18 protein-coding genes and 1 pseudogene are annotated in these 18548 nt (G+C 68.4%); 12 read left to right on the top strand and 7 right to left on the bottom strand.

Annotated features, from left to right (window positions below):
• Window positions 1-127 precede the first annotated feature (127 nt).
• The 8 genes and pseudogenes from STHE_RS11985 to STHE_RS11950 form a co-directional block, all read left to right on the top strand.
• A complete protein-coding gene (locus tag STHE_RS11985) occupies window positions 128-1099 on the top strand; it encodes a helix-turn-helix transcriptional regulator (protein ID WP_012872848.1) in 972 nt (323 codons plus the stop codon).
• A gap of 559 nt (window positions 1100-1658) precedes the next feature.
• A complete protein-coding gene (locus tag STHE_RS11980; RefSeq protein WP_012872847.1) occupies window positions 1659-2300 on the top strand; it encodes an O-methyltransferase in 642 nt (213 codons plus the stop codon).
• Window positions 2301-2451: 151 nt separating this feature from the next.
• Complete coding sequence (locus STHE_RS11975; protein ID WP_012872846.1) at window positions 2452-2730, top strand: hypothetical protein; 279 nt, start codon at window positions 2452-2454, stop codon at window positions 2728-2730.
• A 58-nt stretch (window positions 2731-2788) separates the two neighbouring features.
• Complete coding sequence (locus tag STHE_RS11970) at window positions 2789-3283, top strand: NUDIX hydrolase (protein ID WP_041400189.1); 495 nt, start codon at window positions 2789-2791, stop codon at window positions 3281-3283.
• 209 nt (window positions 3284-3492) lie between these two features.
• Window positions 3493-3804 carry an ArsR/SmtB family transcription factor gene (locus STHE_RS11965; RefSeq protein ID WP_012872844.1) on the top strand — a complete coding sequence of 104 codons (312 nt, stop codon included), beginning with the start codon at window positions 3493-3495 and terminating at the stop codon, window positions 3802-3804.
• The gene (locus tag STHE_RS11960) at window positions 3801-4223 is read left to right on the top strand and encodes an SRPBCC family protein (RefSeq protein WP_012872843.1); all 423 of its coding nucleotides are present in this window, start codon (window positions 3801-3803) and stop codon (window positions 4221-4223) included. The genes STHE_RS11965 and STHE_RS11960 overlap by 4 nt, the downstream gene beginning before the upstream one ends.
• Before the next feature lie 81 nt (window positions 4224-4304).
• Complete coding sequence (locus STHE_RS11955) at window positions 4305-4769, top strand: iron chaperone (RefSeq protein WP_012872842.1); 465 nt, start codon at window positions 4305-4307, stop codon at window positions 4767-4769.
• 160 nt (window positions 4770-4929) lie between these two features.
• Window positions 4930-6375 (top strand): annotated as a pseudogene (locus STHE_RS11950) (excinuclease ABC subunit UvrA); the annotation flags it as partial.
• A 466-nt stretch (window positions 6376-6841) separates the two neighbouring features.
• Here STHE_RS11950 and STHE_RS11945 read toward each other — a convergent pair.
• Window positions 6842-7351, bottom strand: coding sequence for a nitroreductase family deazaflavin-dependent oxidoreductase (locus tag STHE_RS11945; RefSeq protein WP_012872840.1), 510 nt, complete (start codon window positions 7349-7351; stop codon window positions 6842-6844).
• Between the two features lie 138 nt (window positions 7352-7489).
• Window positions 7490-9463 (bottom strand): AMP-binding protein, encoded by a 1974-nt coding sequence (locus STHE_RS11940; protein ID WP_012872839.1) that lies wholly within the window; start codon window positions 9461-9463, stop codon window positions 7490-7492.
• A gap of 308 nt (window positions 9464-9771) precedes the next feature.
• Here STHE_RS11940 and STHE_RS11935 point away from each other — a divergent pair, with 308 nt between their 5' ends.
• Window positions 9772-11352, top strand: coding sequence for a DEAD/DEAH box helicase (locus tag STHE_RS11935; protein ID WP_012872838.1), 1581 nt, complete (start codon window positions 9772-9774; stop codon window positions 11350-11352).
• Window positions 11353-11358: 6 nt separating this feature from the next.
• On the opposite strand, the gene STHE_RS18085 is transcribed toward STHE_RS11935, so the two are convergent.
• Window positions 11359-11814 (bottom strand): ABC transporter permease, encoded by a 456-nt coding sequence (locus STHE_RS18085; protein WP_052295312.1) that lies wholly within the window; start codon window positions 11812-11814, stop codon window positions 11359-11361.
• An 83-nt stretch (window positions 11815-11897) separates the two neighbouring features.
• Window positions 11898-12398 carry a periplasmic substrate-binding domain-containing protein gene (locus tag STHE_RS11925; protein ID WP_041399085.1) on the bottom strand — a complete coding sequence of 167 codons (501 nt, stop codon included), beginning with the start codon at window positions 12396-12398 and terminating at the stop codon, window positions 11898-11900.
• 192 nt (window positions 12399-12590) lie between these two features.
• Between STHE_RS11925 and STHE_RS11920 the strand changes: the two genes are divergently transcribed.
• Together STHE_RS11920 and STHE_RS11915 are read left to right on the top strand one after the other, a co-directional pair.
• Window positions 12591-13337, top strand: a complete 747-nt coding sequence (locus STHE_RS11920; protein ID WP_012872837.1) for a YebC/PmpR family DNA-binding transcriptional regulator — start codon at window positions 12591-12593, stop codon at window positions 13335-13337.
• A gap of 107 nt (window positions 13338-13444) precedes the next feature.
• Window positions 13445-14524, top strand: coding sequence for a winged helix DNA-binding domain-containing protein (locus tag STHE_RS11915; RefSeq protein WP_012872836.1), 1080 nt, complete (start codon window positions 13445-13447; stop codon window positions 14522-14524).
• Window positions 14525-14641: 117 nt separating this feature from the next.
• On the opposite strand, the gene STHE_RS11910 is transcribed toward STHE_RS11915, so the two are convergent.
• Window positions 14642-14890, bottom strand: coding sequence for a hypothetical protein (locus STHE_RS11910; protein WP_012872835.1), 249 nt, complete (start codon window positions 14888-14890; stop codon window positions 14642-14644).
• A gap of 287 nt (window positions 14891-15177) precedes the next feature.
• Between STHE_RS11910 and STHE_RS11905 the strand changes: the two genes are divergently transcribed.
• Window positions 15178-16458 carry a mannosyltransferase family protein gene (locus STHE_RS11905; RefSeq protein ID WP_012872834.1) on the top strand — a complete coding sequence of 427 codons (1281 nt, stop codon included), beginning with the start codon at window positions 15178-15180 and terminating at the stop codon, window positions 16456-16458.
• Between the two features lie 269 nt (window positions 16459-16727).
• Here the strand turns inward: STHE_RS11905 and STHE_RS11900 are convergent, their stop codons facing one another.
• Together STHE_RS11900 and STHE_RS11895 are read right to left on the bottom strand one after the other, a co-directional pair.
• Window positions 16728-17549, bottom strand: coding sequence for a cyclase family protein (locus STHE_RS11900; protein ID WP_012872833.1), 822 nt, complete (start codon window positions 17547-17549; stop codon window positions 16728-16730).
• 48 nt (window positions 17550-17597) lie between these two features.
• A complete protein-coding gene (locus STHE_RS11895) occupies window positions 17598-18521 on the bottom strand; it encodes a DNA-methyltransferase (RefSeq protein ID WP_012872832.1) in 924 nt (307 codons plus the stop codon).
• Between the last annotated feature and the right edge of the window lie 27 nt (window positions 18522-18548).

Genomic DNA, 18548 nt, shown 5'->3' with positions numbered 1-18548 from the left:
CGACCCGGCATGGGTCCGGCTTGCACAACTCCCCCAGCATAGGGCAGGATACCGGACACCTGCTGTCATATTTCCCCGGTACGATGCTCGATGACGGGCGAGCGGATGTCGTGAGCGAGGAGGGCCAATGCGCGCGGACCGGCTGCTCTCGATCTTGCTGCTGCTCCAAGTCCACTGGCGCATGACCGCGCGCGAGCTGGCAGAGCGCCTGGAGGTCTCGCCCCGCACGATCCAGCGTGACATGGAAGCGCTCAGCATGGCCGGGGTGCCGGTCTACGCCGAACGCGGCGCGCGGGGCGGCTGGGTGCTGCCCGACGACTACCGCACCGACCTCTCCGGCCTGACCGGGTTGGAGATCGAGGCGCTCTTCCTCACCAAGCCAGCCCGCCCGCTGGCCGATCTGGGCTACAGGGAAGCCGCCGAGGGGGCGCTGCTGAAGCTGCTGGCAGCGCTACCCACCATGCGCCGACGCGAGGCGGAGCGGGCGCGCCAGCGGCTGCTGGTCGATACGTCCGGCTGGCGGCAGGGTGAAGATCCCGCGCCCTGCCTGCCCGCCCTCCAGGACGCCGTCTGGCGCGATCGCCGGGCGCGCATCGTCTACCGGCGGAACGACGGCACCACGGTCGAGCGCGTGGTGGACCCGCTCGGCCTCGTCGCCAAGGGGAGCCTCTGGTACCTGGTCGCCGCTGTCGACGGAAATCCACGCACCTACCGCGTGGCCCGCGTGCAGGACGTCGAGGTGACCGATGAGCCATGCCAGCGCCCGGAGGGCTTCGACCTCGCCGCCTATTGGGCCGAGTCCACCGCCCGCTTCGTGCGCGAGCTGCCCCGCTACCCGTTCACGCTCCGGGCGGCGCCTGAAGCGCTGCGCCGGCTCGGCGCGAGCGCGGGCTACGTACGCGCCGAGCGGATCGACCCTCCCGGCGCCGACGGCTGGTCGACCGTGCACCTCGTCGCCGATGTCGAGGAAGTCGCCCTCGGCTACGTGCTCGGCTTCGGCGACACCGTTGAGGTGCTCGACCCTCCTGCCCTACGCCAGCGCGTCCTCACCACCGCCCGCAGCGTCGTGGCGTTCTATGAGGGATGCGGTGGGGAATGACGACGGTGGTATGGAGTCTGGTGACCTCGTTGAGTGTACCCGGTCGGTGTGTGCCCGCCGCCGGGCTGACAAGGAAAGCCGGCTTCAGCCGGCTGGGATGACTGAGTTCACATCTCGGCGCTAGGTGCCGCCGCCCGGCACGTGCCCGGGGATAAATCCCCGGGCTGAATATTGATTAGGGAAGCCCACTGAAGGGGCTGTGATGACTACATCCTGACGTGTGTGGTTCGGCCTCCCATCGAACCCGGCGTCCCCAGCCCGCTTCAGCGGGCTTTTCCTTGTCAGCCCGGGGGTTCACCCCCGGGCACATGCCACGGCGCATGATCCTACTACCGCGTAGCGGATAGCGGTTGTGACCCGGGCACATGCCACGGCGACGAAATCCTCACCCCACCCGCCCATGCACGCACCGGAGCCCCACCGTCCGTGGGACGATGCGCCACGCCTCACCGCGGAACGCGACAGAGGGGGCGGTGGGGAATGGCCGGATCCCCGTCCTCCTCAATCGCGTAGAATCGGCGCTACGCCGTTGGAGCAGCCAGCCGGTTAGGAGGGCGTGATGAGCGGGATGGATGAGCGCGCACGACTGATGGATTATGTCGAGAAGCTGGTGCCGGAGCGGCCGCCGGAGATGCAGGAAATGGAGGCGTACGCCGCTGAGCACCGCTTCCCGATCATCGGCGCACCGGCGGGTTACCTCTGCTACCAGATCGCGCGGATCGCCGGGGCGCGGCGCATCTTCGAGCTGGGATCGGGCTACGGCTACTCCACCGCCTGGTTCGCTCGCGCCGTGCAGGAGAACGGCGGCGGTGAGGTCTACCACGTCGTCTGGGATGAGGAGCTGTCCCAGCGCGCACGGGGGCACCTGGAGCGCCTCGGCTACGGCGACATCGTGCGCTACCGGGTCGGCGAGGCGGTGCAGGCGCTGCGGGAGACCGAAGGGCCGTTCGACCTGATCTTCAACGACATCAACAAGGAGGGCTACCCCGCCTCGCTCGACGTCATCGAGGAGAAACTGCGCCCCGGCGGGGTGCTGATCATCGACAACATGCTCTGGGGCGGCCGGATCTTCGACGAGGCCGACCGATCCCCGGCTACGGAGGGCGTGCGGGAGGCCACCCGGCGGCTGACGACCGACCCCCGATGGATCACCACCCTCATTCCGATCCACGACGGGCTGGTCATCGCCTACCGCCGGTAGCGGCATGTCCGTACCCACGCCTCGCGCGAGCCGCCCGGCGGATTGCGGTCGCGGGAGGCCGGCACGAGCGCGGGTCCATCCGATCGGCCTACAATGGGTCATGGGTACCACTGCCCGAGCGGGCGATGTCGCGATGGAAGGGAGTGCCACGATGCAGGAGGAGCGCCAGCCGCGCGACCCGACGCGCAAGATGCTCCGGGTCTTCGGGGTAAAGGTGACCCAGTACGAAGAGCGCACGGCCGCGCTGCTGGAGCAGATCGCCGCCGCGCCGGACGATCAGCCGGAGGACCTGCTGCGGCTGGCCGCGGAGGTGGTCGACCTCACCGCCGACATGAACCGCCACCTGCGCGAGATGGTCGGGCACGTCCTCAACACCCAGCAGCGTGTCCTCACCGACCTCCGCGCCGCAATCGAGCGCGCCCAGGAGTGACACACCCGGCGGGTGGGAACCAGGCTGGGGAGCGATCAAGGAGCACCTATCGGTGAGCATGATCAGCGTCGATATCGGGCCGGCACACTTCCTCTACCGGGTCGGCGGCGTCTGCCTGCACGACGGCCGGGTCCTGCTGCATCGCGCGGTGGGCGACGACTTCTGGTCGCTGCCGGGCGGGCGCTGCGAGATCCTGGAGACCGCGACCGACGCCCTCACCCGAGAGATGCGCGAGGAGTTGGCCGTCGAGGTCACAGTCGGCCGGCTCCTCTGGGTCGTCGAAGACTTCTTCACCATGGACGGCCGACCCTACCATCAGATCGGTCTCTACTTCGCCGTCGACCTCCCCGACGGTTGCCCCCTGCTCGATACTGAGGCCGTTCACGCCGGGCAGGAGGGCGACGACTACCTCGAGTTCCGCTGGTTCCCCCTGAGTGACCTCGATCAGGTTCGCCTCTACCCCACCTGCGTCCGCACCGCGCTCCAGCAACCACTCGACATGCCGCGCCATCTGGTCGGAAGGCGCGAACCGGCCCCGTCCCCCCTCCGGTAGCGGCAGGGCTCGCCACGAACGGGGCCGCGGCGCCGCACCGGCGATGCGCAGGCGCTGAGGCGCTTGCCGCCAGCCCCTCGTGCCGGGGACTTGGGGCTTGACATGACACCATTCGGTGTCGTATTCTGTGATTGGCCACCAAATGGTGTCATGTTCGGGGACTGGGCAATGGCGTCGGATGTGCGCCAGAAAAGGAGGAAGTTGGCCCCATGCGAGATGTCTACCGTGCGGTGGCCGATCCGACTCGCCGCCGGATACTGCGCATGTTGGCCGAGGTCGATGAGTTGCCCCTCCATGAGATCGTGGCTCAGTTCCCGATGGGCCGCACGGCCGTCGCCAAGCACCTGGCCATCCTCAAGGAAGCGGGACTCGTGATCGACCGCAAGGTTGGAAGGGAGACGCGCTACCGCCTGAACGCCGCGCCGCTGCGCGAGATTCAGGAGTGGCTTTCGTTCTACGAGCAGTTCTGGACGCAGCGGCTCGACCGCCTGAAGGAACTCGTAGAGGAGAACAACGGATGAGTGAAACCGTCGTCCTGGAGACCGAGCTGAAGAGCCCCATCGAGCGGGTCTGGAACGCGCTGACCGATCCCGAGACCCTCTCCAAGTGGATGCTCTTCAAGACCAACGACTTTCAGCCGGTCGTCGGGCACCGCTTCCAGTTCCGCGACGCGCCAGGCTGGGACGGCGTCGTCGACTGCGAAGTGATCGAGGTGGACCCGCCGCGGCGGCTTGCCTACACCTGGTCGACCGAGGGAGTGGGCAATGTCCCACACTCGACGGTGGTCTCCTGGACGCTGACGGAGGACGAAGGCGGCGTCACCCGGCTGCGTTTGGAGCAGAGCGGCTTCCGACCCGAAGCCAAGCAGGAGATCGGCGGAGCCCGGTATAGCTGGCAGATGATGCTGGATCAGTTGCAGAGCATCGTGACCGGGGACTAGCCGGGCGGTATCCGGCACGGCGGCCACCGCCATCACCTGGACGTATCGAGCCGATTCGCGACAGCAGAGAGGAGCCCTGCAATGGCCGACTCACGGACGAACGCCGAGAACACCGCCGCGACCGACGCGGAGGCTCAGACGTTCACCGAGGAGGAACGCGCCGCCATGCGGGAGCGCGCCAAGGAGCAACGCCGCAGCAGGCGCGCCAGCAAGGCGGACGGGGAGCGCGACGTGCTCGAGAAGATCGCCGAGATGGACGAACCGGATCGCTCCATGGCCGAGCGGATCCACGCCATCATCAAGGAGAGCGCGCCGGACCTCACGCCGCGAACCTGGTACGGGATGCCGGCATACGCCAAGAACGGCAGCGTCGTCTGCTTCTTCCAGAGCGCGGGCAAGTTCAAGACGCGGTACGCCACCCTCGGCTTCAACGACTCGGCGAACCTCGATGACGGCACCATGTGGCCGACCGCCTACGCACTGAAGGAGTTGACTCCCGCCGACGAGGAGCGAATCCGCGAGCTGGTGAAGAAGGCGGTGAGTTGAGAGCTGATCTCGCCGACGCTCCCGCGTGATCGGCACGCGCGGCGCGGCATCCCCGCGACCGCGCTGCCGGGCGAGTTCCCAAGACCAAACCTGGCTTCCAGTTCGAGCGACGCAACAACGGCGGAGCCTGTGACGGCTCCGCCTGCTGATTGGAGGAACGATGCCCCCCACCCCGAGGCCGGACACGTCGTCGCCTACGCGGCACATCGCCGATAGCCACGACGTCATCCGGGTACGTGGCGCCCGCGAGAACAACCTCAAGAACATCGACATCGATATCCCGAAGCGGCGCCTCACCGTTTTCACCGGGGTCTCCGGCTCCGGGAAGTCGAGCCTCGTCTTCGGCACGATTGCCGCCGAGTCGCAACGGCTCATCAACGAGACGTACAGCGCCTTCATCCAGGGCTTTATGCCGAACATTCCCCGCCCCGACGTCGACGTCCTTGAAGGACTGACGACCGCGATCATCGTCGATCAGGAGCGGATCGGCGCCAATCCGCGCTCGACCGTCGGCACCGTCACCGACGCCAACGCCCTGCTGCGCATCCTCTTCAGCCGGCTTGGGCAGCCGTACATCGGCCCGTCCACCGCGTTCTCCTTCAACATCGCCGCCGGGCAGGCCAGCGGCGCCATCACCGTCGAGCGCGGTCCCGGCAGCGGGAAGACCGAGGAGCGGACAGTCACCCTCTACGGCGGGATGTGCCCCCGCTGCGAGGGGATGGGCCGCGTGACCGACTTCGACCTCACCGCGCTGTACGACGCTGATAAGTCGCTGAACGAGGGAGCGCTCAAGATCCCCGGCTACAGCATGGACGGCTGGTACGGGCGCATCTTCCGCGGCTGCGGCTTCTTCGACCCGGACAAGCCGATCCGCGAGTTCACCGAGCAGGAACTGAACGACCTCCTCTACAAGCCCCCGACCCGGATCAAAGTCGACGGCATCAACGTCACCTACGAGGGGCTAATCCCGCGGATCCAGAAGTCGTTCCTCTCCAAGGACCGGGAGGCGATGCAGCCGCACATCCGGGCATTCGTGGATCGGGCGATCACCTTCACCACCTGTCCCGATTGCGGCGGCACGCGGCTCAACGAGCGGGCCCGGTCGTCGAAGATCAAGGGCATCAGCATCGCCGACGCCTGCGCGATGCAGGTCAGCGACCTGGCCGAATGGGTCCGCAGCCTCGATGAACCGTCGGTCGCGCCGCTCCTCGCCAAGCTGCAGCACGTGCTGGACTCGTTCGTGGAGATCGGGCTGGGCTACCTCTCGCTCGACCGGTCGTCCGGCACGCTGTCCGGAGGCGAGGCGCAGCGCGTCAAGATGGTCCGCCACCTCGGGTCGCCGCTGACCGATGTCACCTACGTCTTCGACGAGCCCACCACGGGCATGCACCCGCATGACATCCAGCGGATGAACGACCTGCTGCTCCGGCTGCGCGACAAGGGCAACACGGTGCTCGTCGTGGAGCACGAGCCGGAGACGATCGCGATCGCCGACTACGTCGTCGACCTCGGCCCTGGCGCCGGCCACGACGGCGGCCGGATCGTCTTCGAGGGCACGCCGGCCGACCTGGTCGCCGCCCCCACCACGCTGACCGGCCAACACCTCGCTGCCTACGTCAACGGGTGAAAGACGCCGGGTGGTGGGAACGTGTCATCCCAAGTGCGGGCGATTCCATGTTCGGAATACGGGATCGTCCGCATTCCCATCCCTGTCATTCTGAGCGGAGCGAAGGATCTCGCGTAGTGACGGCCACCACGCGAAGAGGTCCTTCGACTCGGATGGAGCCGCTGGGCTGACAAGGCAAAGCCCGCTGAAACCAACTGATGGCGGATGAGAGCCAACGCCTGGCGATAAGGTGTCCACAACCCAGTCGGTGCCCGGGGCTAAAGCCGCCGGGCTGCACATTTAGGTAAGCCCACTGAAGGGGCTGTGATGGCGACATCTAGGCGTATCCGACTCGGCTTCCCACCGGGCACTACGTCCCCAGCCCCTTCAGTGGGCTTCGCCGTGTCAGCCCGGGGGTTTACCCCCGGGCACGGACCGCCCGCGGCTCCCGCCGAATGGCCCGGCGTCACACCTCGCCGTGGGGGAACAACTCGATGACTGGGAGTTTACCGGCCTGCTCGACGGCCATGCGGATCTCCGCATCGTAGTCGAAGGTGCGCGTGAGCCGCAGGAGCGGGCGCATGAAGCGGGGCGGTCCGCAATGGGCCGAGCGCTGCTGCATCATCAGCATCAAATCCCGGCGTCGCTCGGGATCCTCGACCAGCCGGGCGGTGGCCCGCATCCGACGGCGCCCCACCTGGATGATGACCTCCGGGTTGGCACGCAGGTTCTTATACCAGTTCGAGCGGACACCCCAGCCGGAGAAGATGACGTAGCGGTCGCCGAGCGGCATGAAGCTGACACCGGTGGTGCGGGGCAACCCGCTCTTGCGGCCGGTCGTGGTCAGGAGCATCACGCAGCGCCAGCGGAACAACTCGGACAGCGGCCCACGGTACAGCCGCGGTAGCTGCTTCAGGAAGAAGCGAAGGAAGCCGGTCGGCGGCTTCCGCGAGAATGTCGGCTCGTGTGCGGTCATGGCGCTCCTCGGGATGGATTCGTCACGCGTCATGCGTCATGCGTGATACGTCCCCCTCACCCCCGACCCCCCCTCACACCAGGGGAGAGGGGAGCGGCACGGAACACGCAACACGGATGACGCATGACGCACTACTCCTCACCCCACCCGGCCGATCTCCTCGACCGCGGCCGGGTTCTCCAACGCCGAGAGGTCGCCCAGGTTCTCCTGGCCGGTGTACTTGGCGCGGATCACGCGGCGCATGATCTTGGCGTTGCGCGTGCGCGGCAAGTCGCTGACGAAGCGGATGTCGGCCGGGCGCAGCGGGCGACCCAGGCGCTGGGTCACTACGTCGCGGATCTCCTCCCGCAGGTCGTCTCCCGGGGTATAGCCGGGACGGAGGATGGCGAAGATGACGACCGCCTCGCCCTTGACCGGGTCGGGCACGCCGATAGCGGCCGCCTCCTGCACCGCCGGATGCGCCACCGCGGCCGACTCGACTTCCGCCGGTCCGACCCGCTTGCCTGCTACCTTGATCGTATCGTCGGAGCGGCCGAGGATGTACCAGAAGCCGTCGGCGTCCACCTCGGCCCAGTCGCCGTGGACCCAGACGTCGGGCCAGCGTGACCAGTAGGTCGCGAGGTAGCGGTCCGGATCGCGCCAGAAGCCGTTGGTCATCCCGACCCACGGGCCGCGGATGACCAGCTCCCCCACCTCGCCGCGCACCGACCGCCCATCGGCGTCGACCACGTCGGCCGCCATGCCCGGAACCGGACCGGTGAAGGCGCAAGGCTTCTGCGGCTTGATCGTCACGCAGCCGACGATGCCGCCGGAGATCTCGGTCCCGCCGGAATAGTTCAGGATCGGCCGGCGGCTCTGCCCCGGCACGGTGAACAGCCAGCGCCAGGGGCCGGGGTTCCATGGCTCGCCGGTGGAGCCGAAGGCGCGGAGCGTCGGCATCGGGTGCCGCGTGGCCCACTCGTCGCCCCGGCTCATCAGCGCCCGCACCGCGGTCGGCGAGACGCCGAGCACGGTCGCGCCGTGCCGCTCGACGACCTGCCACAGGCGGTCCGGCTCGGGGTAGTCGGGCGTGCCTTCGTAGAGGAGGAGCGTGGCGCCCAGCATTAGCGTCCCCTCGATGGCCCACGGCCCCATCATCCAGCCGAGGTCGGTGATCCAGAACAGCGTGTCGTCGGGTTGGAGATCGAAGCAGAAGGCGAGGTCGTGCGCCGCCTTGATCGGGAACCCGGCGTGGGTGTGCACCGCGCCCTTCGGTCGACCGGTCGTGCCCGAGGTGTAGATGATCATGTACGGGTCGTCGCCCGCTGTCCGCTCGGTGTCGTAGTGGTCCGGCTGGTCTGCGACCGCCTCATGCCACCAGACGTCACGCTCCGGGTTCCAGGGGACATCCGCCCCGACGTGGCGGTAGACCAGCAGGCGCTCGACGGTCGGGGACCGGTCAGCCGCGGCATCGGCCGTGGCCTTCAGCGGGACGACGCTCCCGCGGCGGTAGAACGCATCGGCGGTGATGAGCAGGCGGGCATCGCAGTCGGTCAGGCGTGTCGCGGCCGCCTCGGCACCGTAGCCGGAGAAGATCGGGATGAAGACCGCGCCGATCTTGCTGCAGGCCAGCGTAGCGATCGCCGTCTCGGGCATCATTGGCAGGAAGATCCCGACCCGGTCCCCCTTGCCGATGCCCAGCGCACGCAGGGCGTGCGCCAGCCGGTTCGTCTCGGCCGCGAGTTCGCCGAAGGTGAGGCGCCGGACCGCCCCGCCGTCCCCCTCCCAGACGACGGCGATACGGTCGCGATCCGGTCCGGTCGCACGCTTGTCGACCGCGTCATGCACGTAGTTGTACCGGCCGTTGACGAACCAGCGCGGCCAGGGGAGCCCGCGGCTCAGATCGAGCACCTGATCGTAGGGCGTGTACCACTCCAACTCGAGGTGCCGCACCACCGCATCCCAGTACCAGGCAGGGTCCTCCACAGCCCGCGCCAGCAGTGCCTCGTAGTCGGACAGCCCGTGCTCACGGATGAAGCGCAGTAGGCGGCTGCGCTCCAGGTCGGCGGGCGACGGCTCCCAGACGATAGCGTCCTCGTGTGCCGCGGAGTCGAGGTGGAGATCGCCGGCCATCGGCGGCCCTCCGATCACTTAGGGGAAACGGATCGCTGCAAACTCGCAGCCCGGTATCCCCATTCTCGTGCGGCCTGCCCGGCCGGTCAAGGACGGGGGAATGAGCAGCTTTTCCCCCTCACCCCTACCCCTTTGCCACAATGGGAGAGGGGAGAAAGGGCTACATGCAAACGTTCGTGCCACCTGACGGGGGACGGTACGCCGGTTGCGTGATGAGAGGCCGGGCGGCGTGTGCTGCCGGGTGAGACAGATCGTGGCGGGTGGACGGCCGGATGGCGGCCGAATCTGATCGGGAGGGAACCGGAGCGATGGAGGGATTTGCGGACCTCGGCCTCAGTGAGCCGGTCCTGAAGGCAATTGACGCAGTGGGGTTCGAGGAACCGACCCCGATTCAGCGAGAGGCGATCCCGCTGCTCCTGTCCGGCCGCGATCTGATCGCGCAGGCGCAGACCGGCACCGGGAAGACGGCCGCCTTCGCCCTGCCGATTATCGAGCGGCTCCAGCCCAACGGCCGCCGCCCGCAGGCGCTGGTGCTCGCGCCGACCCGGGAGCTGGCAGTGCAGGTGGCACAGACCTTCCACCAGCTCGGCCGCGTGCGCGACACGCGCGTCCTCGCCGTCTACGGCGGGCAGCCGATCGAGCGCCAGCTCCGCGCCCTGCGCCACCCGGTGGAGGTGGTCGTCGGCACGCCCGGGCGGGTGATGGACCACATCCGCCGCGAGACGCTGGACCTCAGCAACGTGTCAACCGTCGTCATCGACGAGGCCGACGAGATGCTCGATATGGGCTTCATCGAGGATGTCGAGTGGATCCTCGACCATGTCCCGGCCGAGCGGCAGACCGCGCTCTTCTCCGCCACCATCCCGGATCGGGTCGCGGCACTGGCGCGGCGCTACCTGCGTGACCCGGCACGGGTCGCCGTCGAGCCGGAGCGCGTCACCGTTCCCCAGATCGAGCAGACCTACGTCGAGGTCGTGCAGCGGGCGAAGGTCGAGGCCCTCACCCGGATCCTCGACATGGAGACGCCGCCCTCCGCCATCATCTTCTGCCGTACCAAGCGCGGGGTGGATGAACTGACGCAGCAACTCCAGTCGCTCGGCTACGCCGCCGAGGCGCTCCACGGCGACCTGTCGCAGGTCCAGCGGGATCGCGTGATGGCCCGCTTCCGCTCCGGCCAGGCGGAACTCTTGATCGCCACCGACGTGGCCGCCCGCGGGCTCGATGTCGAGGGTATTACCCACGTCATCAACTACGACATCCCCGGCGACCCGGAGAGCTACGTCCACCGTATCGGCCGGACCGGTCGCGCCGGCCGCGCCGGGGCGGCGATCACCCTGGTCACCCCACGGGAGCGGCGGCTGCTGCGGGAGATCGAGCGGGCGACCGGCGTGCGCATGACGCGCCGCGGCGTACCGACGCCGGAGGAGGTCGCTGCCCGCCAGCGTGAGCTGCTGGGCGAGTCGCTGGCGGAGGTCATCGAGGCCAACGACCTCGAGGCTGCCATGATGGTCGTCGACGAACTCGCCGCCTACTACGACCCCTCGGAGATCGCCGCGGCGGCGATCCGGATGCTCATGCGCGATCGTGGCGTGGCCGAGCAGGAGGAGATCCCCACCGGCGGGGGATCGACCGAGGCGGGCATGGCACGGCTCTTCCTCAACCTCGGCCGGAAGGACGGCATCCGGCCGATGGACGTCGTGGGGGCGATCGCCAACGAGGCGCGCATCCCGGGCAAGAGCATCGGTCAGATCGAGATCATGGACCGCTACACCTTCGTGGACGTCCCGGAGCAGGTCGTCGACCGGGTCATCCAGGCGCTCGGCCGCACCCAACTCCGCGGCCGCCCCGTCCGTGTCGAGATCGCCCGCCCGCGCGGGGCGGGGGTGTAGGCGACACTACACGCCCGCGCCGCGGTCGTCGCGAACGTGCGGGTCGAGGACGTCGCGTAGGCCGTCTCCCAGGAGATTGAGCGAGAGCACCGTCAGCATGATCGCGAGACCGGGATAGAGGGCCAGCCCCGGCAGCCGGCGCATATGCTGGCGCGCCTCGTTCAGCATGTTGCCCCAACTCGGCACCTCCGGCGAACTCCCTACGCCGAGGAAACTGAGCGACGCCTCGGCCAGATCCCCCCGCACCGCGTTCCAGAGCCAGACGATGTATTGCTCGTAGATGGGGCGATCCAGTCCGAGTTGCTGACGGACGCGCTCGATCTCCTCGGCCGTTGCATCCTCACCCAGAATTCCCGCCACTGGGTCGCCCGGTGTCAGGTGCATCAGCGCGAATGCGACGATGCTGACAAGCAGGAGCACCGGGATCAACGATACGATTCGCCGAAGGATGTACGCCCCCATCAGGTTTCGCTCATCCCTCCACCGTAGTCACAGTGCGGCAGGAGTTCGACAGACACCGGGCCGCACGCCGTGCCACACGTCCGCTACGTCTCCAGCCACTGGTTCCAGAACGCTGGGAAGGACGAGATCCCGATGTTCTCCCCCTTGAGTTCCTTCCGCTTGATCGAGAGCCCGAAGAAGTCGCCGACCTTGATGACGGGAACCTCCTCGTAGAACAGCGCCTGGAAGTCGTCCCACAACTGCTTGCGCTTGTCGGGATCGGTTTCCTCCATCACCGCCGAGAGCACGCGTGTCTTGTCCTCGCTGACCCACCACCCGGGCCAGTCATCCGGGATGAAGGAGAGGGTGGTCGGCTCCGGAGTGAAGCTGAAGCCGGTGTTGAAGATCTCGTACGCCTCCGGCTGAGTCCGCTGGTTCACCACCGAGCCCCAGTCCATGGAAACCAGTTCCACATTAAGGCCGATGGCCTGGAGCTGTTGCACGCCGGTCACCGCGACGGCAAAGTAGTCTTCTCGGTCTGCGGGGGCCATCCAGCGGATCGTCTCGCCGTTATAGCCGCTCTCCTGGACGAGCTGACGCGGCACGCCGTGTCCAGGCCCTGCTTGGCAGGGGTAGGAGTGGTGTGTCACAATTAAACGCTGCCCGGGCTCGGCGTGCGAGTTGAGATCTTCTCACGCTCATGCGCTATAGGATCTCGGTGACTGGCCATCGCTGCGCCGCGGGCCGGGACGTATCCACCTGTCTACCTTGCATGACCGGCGTGAGGAGTGTGATTCATGGCAGGCCACTCAAAGTGGGCACAGATCAAGCGACAAAAGGCGGCGGCCGACTTCAAGAAGGGCGCGACCTTCAGCAAGATCGCGCGCGAGATCCACGTCGCCGTCCGTGAGGGGGGGCCAAATCCGGACGCCAACCTCCGTCTGCGGATGGCGTTGGAGCGTGCGAAGCGTGAGGGGATGCCCAACGACACGATCGAACGCGCAATCGCCAAGGCGAGCGGGGCCGGTGCCGATGCTGAGAACTACGAGACGGTCATCTATGAGGGCTATGGCCCGGGCGGGGTCGCCGTGCTGGCTGTGGCGCTGACTGACAACCGTAACCGCACCGCGTCGGAGGTACGGCACGCCTTCTCCCGCCACAACGGCACGCTCGGAGAGACCGGCTGCGTCGCCTGGCAGTTCGAAACAGTGGGGCAGATCGTGATCTCGGCTGACGGGGTCGACGCGGACGAGGTCGCGCTCCTGGCGATCGACGCTGGCGCCACCGACGTCGAGACGGAGAACGGCGAGATCATCATCACCACCGACCCGTCGGAACTGGGGGATGTGACCGAGCGGCTGAAGGAGGCCGGGTTGACCATCCAGGCGGCCGAGATTCAGCGCGTGCCGCAGGCGTCGGTCGATGTTGACGGCTCCCAGGCGCAGGCGACGCTGAAGCTCCTCGAGGCGCTTGAGGACCTGGACGACGTGCAGGCGGTCTATACCAACGCCAACTTCCCCGCTGAGGTCACCGGCGCCGCGTAGCGCGGCGCCGGGTTCCGGGCCTGTTGCGGGCCCACCTCGATCTCCGCATCCCCATCCATACCCAGGCGAACTGACCCGCTGACTCGCGCACAGGCAAGGAGCGCACCATGACCAGTCCCACTCTGGGCCGGCTCCGGCTCTACAGTCAGCGCATCACGGGGCCGGCATTCGCCGATCCCGCTGAGGTGGTGCGCTGGCTGGGCGCGATCCAGGCACAGGAGTACCAGCAGGCACTCTGGGCGATCGGCGTGCGCACGCAGGGGGTGACCCTGGCCGATGTCGAGCAGGCCCTGGCAGAGGGACGGATCGTCCGCACCTGGCCGATGCGCGGCACGCTCCACTTCGTGCCGGCGGAGGATGCCCACTGGATGCTCATGCTGACCGCGTCGCGGGCGGTGGCACGGCACCGCGGGCGGCTGGCGCAGCTCGAGTTGGATGACGAGACCCTGGCGTGCGCGGCGGACGTGTTCCGCGCCGCGCTGGCGGGCGGCCGGCGCCTCTCGCGCCCGGCGATGTTGCAGGTGCTGGAAGGCGCCGGGATCCGCACGGAAGGGCAGCGCGGCTACCATATCCTCTGGTACCTGTCGCACACCGGGGTGCTCTGCCCGGGGCCGTTGGACGGCCGGACGCAGACGTTCGTGCTGCTGGACGAGTGGGTGCCGCAATCGCGGGACCTCTCCCGCGAGGAGGCACTGGCCACCCTTGCCGGGCGCTACTTCGCCAGCCACGGCCCGGCCACCGTCCACGACTTCGCCTGGTGGTCCGGCCTCACCGTCGCCGACGCGCGGGCCGGTCTGGCGGCGGTGCAGGCGGACCTCACACCGATCGAGGTTGACGGCACGACATACTGGATGGCGGCCGACACCCCGCGCGAGGTGGCGGATGAACCGGTCGGCATCGTCCTCCTGCCGGGCTTCGACGAGTACCTGCTCGGCTACAAGGACCGGAGCGCTGTGCTGCCGAAGGAGCACGTCGATGGGGTGGTCCCCGGCCAGAACGGGATGTTCCTGCCGATGGTCGTCGTCGATGGGCAGGTCGTCGGCACGTGGCGGCGACAGGTGAAGAAGACCACGGTCGAGGTGACGTTCAACCCCTTCGTGCCCGGGGATGAGGTGGATGCGTGGGCCGGTGAGCCGGCCGAGCGCTACGGGGCGTTCCTCGGGCTGCCGGTCACGGCCGGCGGGTAGGTCGCCGGATAATTTAATGAGAAACAGGCGGGCCGTGGCCCGCCTGTACGTATCTCTCCCGCGCGGTGTCGACGCACGGTTACGGTCCAGCAGGTCTGTTGCACCGCTGCCCGGCGATCAGACCCCCGGGCGCTTGGTCGCCGTCAGATGCCAGCACTCGCTGGGTCCTTCGACAGCCAAACACCGGCGCTTATCCTCTTCGGTCCGCACCGCGTAGCCGAGCGAGCAGCGCATCATCGGCCGGGAGCGGCCCTTGAGCACCAGGCGCGTGCGGCGGAGCATCGAGCAGCCGAAGTGGAGTTCGCAGACTTCCTCCGTAACCGGCACCGGCTCCGAGGCGGGACGCTTCTCCCGTGCTCGGACCATGGCACCTATCGCTCTCTTGCATGCAGAACTGCATACGAGGCCACGCGACGACATAGCCGCGTCGCGCGGCGGTCGGGATGGCCGCCGGCCGAGCCGGCGAAGCAAACGACCGGCAACCTTCCTCTGAATTATACACCCCGCATCATGCAGAGGCGGGTGACGCGGCGGGCATGCCCCTTGCAGTGGCTCGACAGGCGTCCTCGCGTATCCTTGTCGGCGGCGCGGCGGCCTCAGCGCGGTCGCGCCGCATCGGCGCGAAGGGCGCAGTGAGGAGGAGCACATCACTGATGACGCTGACCCAACCCCGGCAGGCGCAGACGGCACGGCGGGCACGAACCGCGACACGTGCCCGGCGACGCGGATGGGCGGTACTGCTCGAGAGCGACCTGCGGGTCCCCCTGGCAGCTTCGGTGGTGCATCTGGTCCTCGTTCTCACCTTCGTGGGGATCGCCTCAACCTGGGCGGACTCCCTGCCCGTCGTCCCGGCGGTCGGCTACTACCTCCAGCCGATGACCGGCCTGGCGCACACGTTCCTCGAGCCACTGCGCAACTGGGACGGCTTCTGGTACACCCTGATCGCCGAGCGCGGCTACGGCGTCCACCCCGCGACGGCCGCCTTCTGGCCGCTCTACCCGCTGCTGCTCCGCTGGGGCTATGTGTTCACGGGCTGGACCGCGCCCGTCATCGGGCTGATCATCTCCAACGTCGCGTTCGTCGGCGCGCTGATCGTGCTCTACCGGCTGATTCGCATCGACTACGGTGACCGCGTCGCGGGACGCGCGATCTGGCTGCTGGCCCTCTTCCCTACGGCGTTCTACTTCTCGGCGGTCTACACCGAGTCGCTCTTCCTCCTGCTGACCGTCAGTTCCGTCTACTGCGGACGCACCGAGCGCTGGGGCCGGGCGGCACTCCTCGGGGCGCTGGCAGCGGTGACGCGCAACACCGGGGTGTTGTTGCTGGTGCCGCTGCTCCTGCTGCTGGTCAAGCAGCACGGCTGGAACCCGCGTCGCTGGTGGCCGATCGGGGCACAACTGGCACTCATCGGCATGGCACCGCTGGTGTTCCTCTGGCACCTGAACCAGGTCTGGGGCGACCCGCTGGTGACGCTCCACGCGCAGTCGGAGTGGGCTCGCTACCAGGCCATGCCCTGGGAGACGATGCGCGTGGCCCTGGAAAAGCTCGACCTCTCCTGGCTCAGCCAGCTCAACGCTCACCCGACCTGGCAGACGCTCACCTCCTCCTATTTCCGCTGGCGCTTCGCGGAGAGCCAGGCGTACGACGTGTTCATCACCCTGCTCTTCCTGCCGCTGTGCGTCTACACGCTGCTCAAGCTTCGCCCGGCCTACAGCCTGTACGCCACGATCGCCTTCCTGTTGCCGATGCTGAGTCCCTCCGAAGTCCACCCGCTGATGTCGATCCCGCGGTTCGTGATCGTGCTCTTCCCCTTCTTCATCGCGCTGGCGCTGCTGCTGCGCAACCGCGTCCTCTACGGTGCAGTGCTTGTGCTCTCGGTCGTCCAGTTCGCCGCCTTGCTGATCCAGTTCAGCACCTGGTTCTGGGTGGCGTAGCGGGGGTGGCGCGGGACCGGGCCGCGTGGTGTGAGGATCGCCGCAGGGTGGTTTGGGCCCGGGGGTAACCCCCCGGGCACGCACCACGACATGTGAACCGTCGCTCCACCCCCGGGCACAGGCCATGGCGCGGCGATCCTCGCACCACCGCGCCTGGGTGCGGACGACGTAGCCCCGTCGTCTTCTTGGCGCCCGGCCCCGGACATACGCCACAGCACGGCGCGGCCGGCGGGCGACGTGGGCGCCGGGGAGCGGCGCCGCTCCCGGCCTCACCCCTCCAGCGGCACCAATGCCACGGGGCTGACGGGGGAGCCGGTGGCGCCGACGAACTTGAGCGGGGTGCAGACGAAGCCGAACTCGTAGTGGCCGGAGGCGGCCAGGGCTTCGAGTTGCAGGTTCTCGATGATGTAGATCCGGTGGCGTACCAGCAGGAGGAGGTGCCCCGGCAGCGCGCAGCCGTACTCGGGGTCCACCAGGCCGATCACATCCCAGGCCATGTTGTCCGCTCCGACGGCACGCACCCCGCGCTCCGCCAACCAGGCCGATCCCTCCCCGGCGACGCCCGGGCCTGCCAGGTAGCGCTCCGGGTCGCTCCAGTGGCGCGCGTTGCCGGTCCGTACCAGCACGATGTCCCCCGCGCGGATCTCGACCCCTTGGGTCGCGCAGCAGCGCTCCAGATCGGCGGCGGTGATGGCGTAGCCCGGCTCCAGCTCCTCCACGCCGAGCGCGCGCGGCACGTCGAGCAGCACCCCGCGGCCGATGATGGGCGGCACCTCCTCAATCCCCAGCCGGGAGAAGCCGTTCGCGTTCTGGACCTCCCGCGCCGGGATCCCCCCGGCGAGCATCAGGTTCTCCGCCTGATGGCAGAACGCGTCGATGTGCGTCCCGCTGTGCTCCATGCAGACGATCACGCCGGAGGCACTGCTGCGCGGGCCGGCCTCCGGAGCGTAGGTGTCCTCATGGCGACGGTAGAGGAAGTAGGAGTAGCCGGGGCGATGCGAGGACATGACCGGCATGTCAGCGGTGCGCGGCTGCTCGAGGTCGAACACCCGCATCGGCCCGCTGGCCCCTGGGAAGACGACAGGGTCCATCAATCCAACTCCTAACGCCACCGCGCAGGTATTCCCGGCGCGGTCAGCCTACTCTCCAGCGGCATCATCCGCGGCGGCCGGGTCGCTCGGGGCCGTGGGCACCCCCGCGACCGGGTCGAACCCGACGAAGCGCACGCCAGCCTCCCCGGCGAAGCGCCGTGCCATGACCTGCAGCGCCTCCGGGTTATTGTCCACCAGCAGGAACCGGCGGCCGAGCTCCCGCGCCGCCACGCCGGTCGTGCCGCTGCCGGCGAAGAAGTCGAGCACCAGGTCGCCTGGATTCGAGGAGGCGGCGATGATCCGGCGCAGGATCGTCAGCGGCTTCTGCGTCGGGTAGCCGGTGCGCTCGCGCGCTTTGGTCGGCACGATCGTCGCCCACCAGGTGTCGGTCGGCAACTTGCCGCGGGCCGCCTTCTCCGGCCCGACCAGCCCCGGCGCCATGTAGGGGATGCGGTCGATCGCGTCGACGTTGAAGACGTAGTCGCGCGGGGAGGCGACGTAGACCAGGATGTTGTCGTGCTTGGCCGGCCAGCGGCGGGTCGAGCGCCCGCCGAAGTCGTAGGCCCAGATGATCTCGTTGAGGAAGCACTCCCGGCCGAAGATGCCGTCGAGCAGGACCTTGACGTAGTGGACCTCGCGAGGATCGAGGTGGACATAGAGGGTGCCGTTGGGTGCCAGCACCCGCCGGGCCTCCACCAATCGCGGCTCGAGGAAGGCCAGGTAGTCGTCGAAGACATCGGCGAAGCGCGTGGTGCCGAGGCGCAGCGTGCGGTAGGTCTGTCCCTGGAAGCCGACGCGGTCGCCATCGGGGTCCCGTGTGGTGCGCAGGCGCGTGAGCGACCGGGTCTTCCCCGTGTTGAAGGGCGGGTCGATGTAGATCAGTGGCACACACCCATCCGGCAGCGTGCGCAGCACCGCCAGGTTGTCGCTGTAGACGATGGTGTCCACGTACTCTGCCGGAAAGCCGTCCATTTTCCGTGCTTGTCTCCCCTTCCCGCC

The organism is Sphaerobacter thermophilus DSM 20745 (assembly GCF_000024985.1).
Classification (GTDB): Bacteria; Chloroflexota; Chloroflexia; order Thermomicrobiales; family Thermomicrobiaceae; genus Sphaerobacter; species Sphaerobacter thermophilus.
The sequence above is the reverse complement of the archived record's forward strand: the minus strand, read 5'-3'. Positions and strand labels throughout refer to the sequence as shown.

What these genes read in the sequence shown, in the direction of transcription:
- STHE_RS11920 (WP_012872837.1), top strand. Translation starts at nt 12,591, where the DNA reads ATGGCAGGCCACTCAAAGTGGGCACAGATCAAGCGACAAAAGGCGGCG.
- STHE_RS11945 (WP_012872840.1), bottom strand. Translation starts at nt 7,351, where the DNA reads ATGACCGCACACGAGCCGACATTCTCGCGGAAGCCGCCGACCGGCTTC.
- STHE_RS11915 (WP_012872836.1), top strand. Translation starts at nt 13,445, where the DNA reads ATGACCAGTCCCACTCTGGGCCGGCTCCGGCTCTACAGTCAGCGCATC.
- STHE_RS11955 (WP_012872842.1), top strand. Translation starts at nt 4,305, where the DNA reads ATGGCCGACTCACGGACGAACGCCGAGAACACCGCCGCGACCGACGCG.
- STHE_RS11935 (WP_012872838.1), top strand. Translation starts at nt 9,772, where the DNA reads ATGGAGGGATTTGCGGACCTCGGCCTCAGTGAGCCGGTCCTGAAGGCA.
- STHE_RS11965 (WP_012872844.1), top strand. Translation starts at nt 3,493, where the DNA reads ATGCGAGATGTCTACCGTGCGGTGGCCGATCCGACTCGCCGCCGGATA.
- STHE_RS11960 (WP_012872843.1), top strand. Translation starts at nt 3,801, where the DNA reads ATGAGTGAAACCGTCGTCCTGGAGACCGAGCTGAAGAGCCCCATCGAG.
- STHE_RS11905 (WP_012872834.1), top strand. Translation starts at nt 15,178, where the DNA reads ATGACGCTGACCCAACCCCGGCAGGCGCAGACGGCACGGCGGGCACGA.
- STHE_RS11975 (WP_012872846.1), top strand. Translation starts at nt 2,452, where the DNA reads ATGCAGGAGGAGCGCCAGCCGCGCGACCCGACGCGCAAGATGCTCCGG.
- STHE_RS11940 (WP_012872839.1), bottom strand. Translation starts at nt 9,463, where the DNA reads ATGGCCGGCGATCTCCACCTCGACTCCGCGGCACACGAGGACGCTATC.
- STHE_RS11970 (WP_041400189.1), top strand. Translation starts at nt 2,789, where the DNA reads ATGATCAGCGTCGATATCGGGCCGGCACACTTCCTCTACCGGGTCGGC.
- STHE_RS11895 (WP_012872832.1), bottom strand. Translation starts at nt 18,521, where the DNA reads ATGGACGGCTTTCCGGCAGAGTACGTGGACACCATCGTCTACAGCGAC.
- STHE_RS11980 (WP_012872847.1), top strand. Translation starts at nt 1,659, where the DNA reads ATGAGCGGGATGGATGAGCGCGCACGACTGATGGATTATGTCGAGAAG.
- STHE_RS11910 (WP_012872835.1), bottom strand. Translation starts at nt 14,890, where the DNA reads ATGGTCCGAGCACGGGAGAAGCGTCCCGCCTCGGAGCCGGTGCCGGTT.
- STHE_RS11985 (WP_012872848.1), top strand. Translation starts at nt 128, where the DNA reads ATGCGCGCGGACCGGCTGCTCTCGATCTTGCTGCTGCTCCAAGTCCAC.
- STHE_RS11900 (WP_012872833.1), bottom strand. Translation starts at nt 17,549, where the DNA reads ATGGACCCTGTCGTCTTCCCAGGGGCCAGCGGGCCGATGCGGGTGTTC.
- STHE_RS18085 (WP_052295312.1), bottom strand. Translation starts at nt 11,814, where the DNA reads ATGGGGGCGTACATCCTTCGGCGAATCGTATCGTTGATCCCGGTGCTC.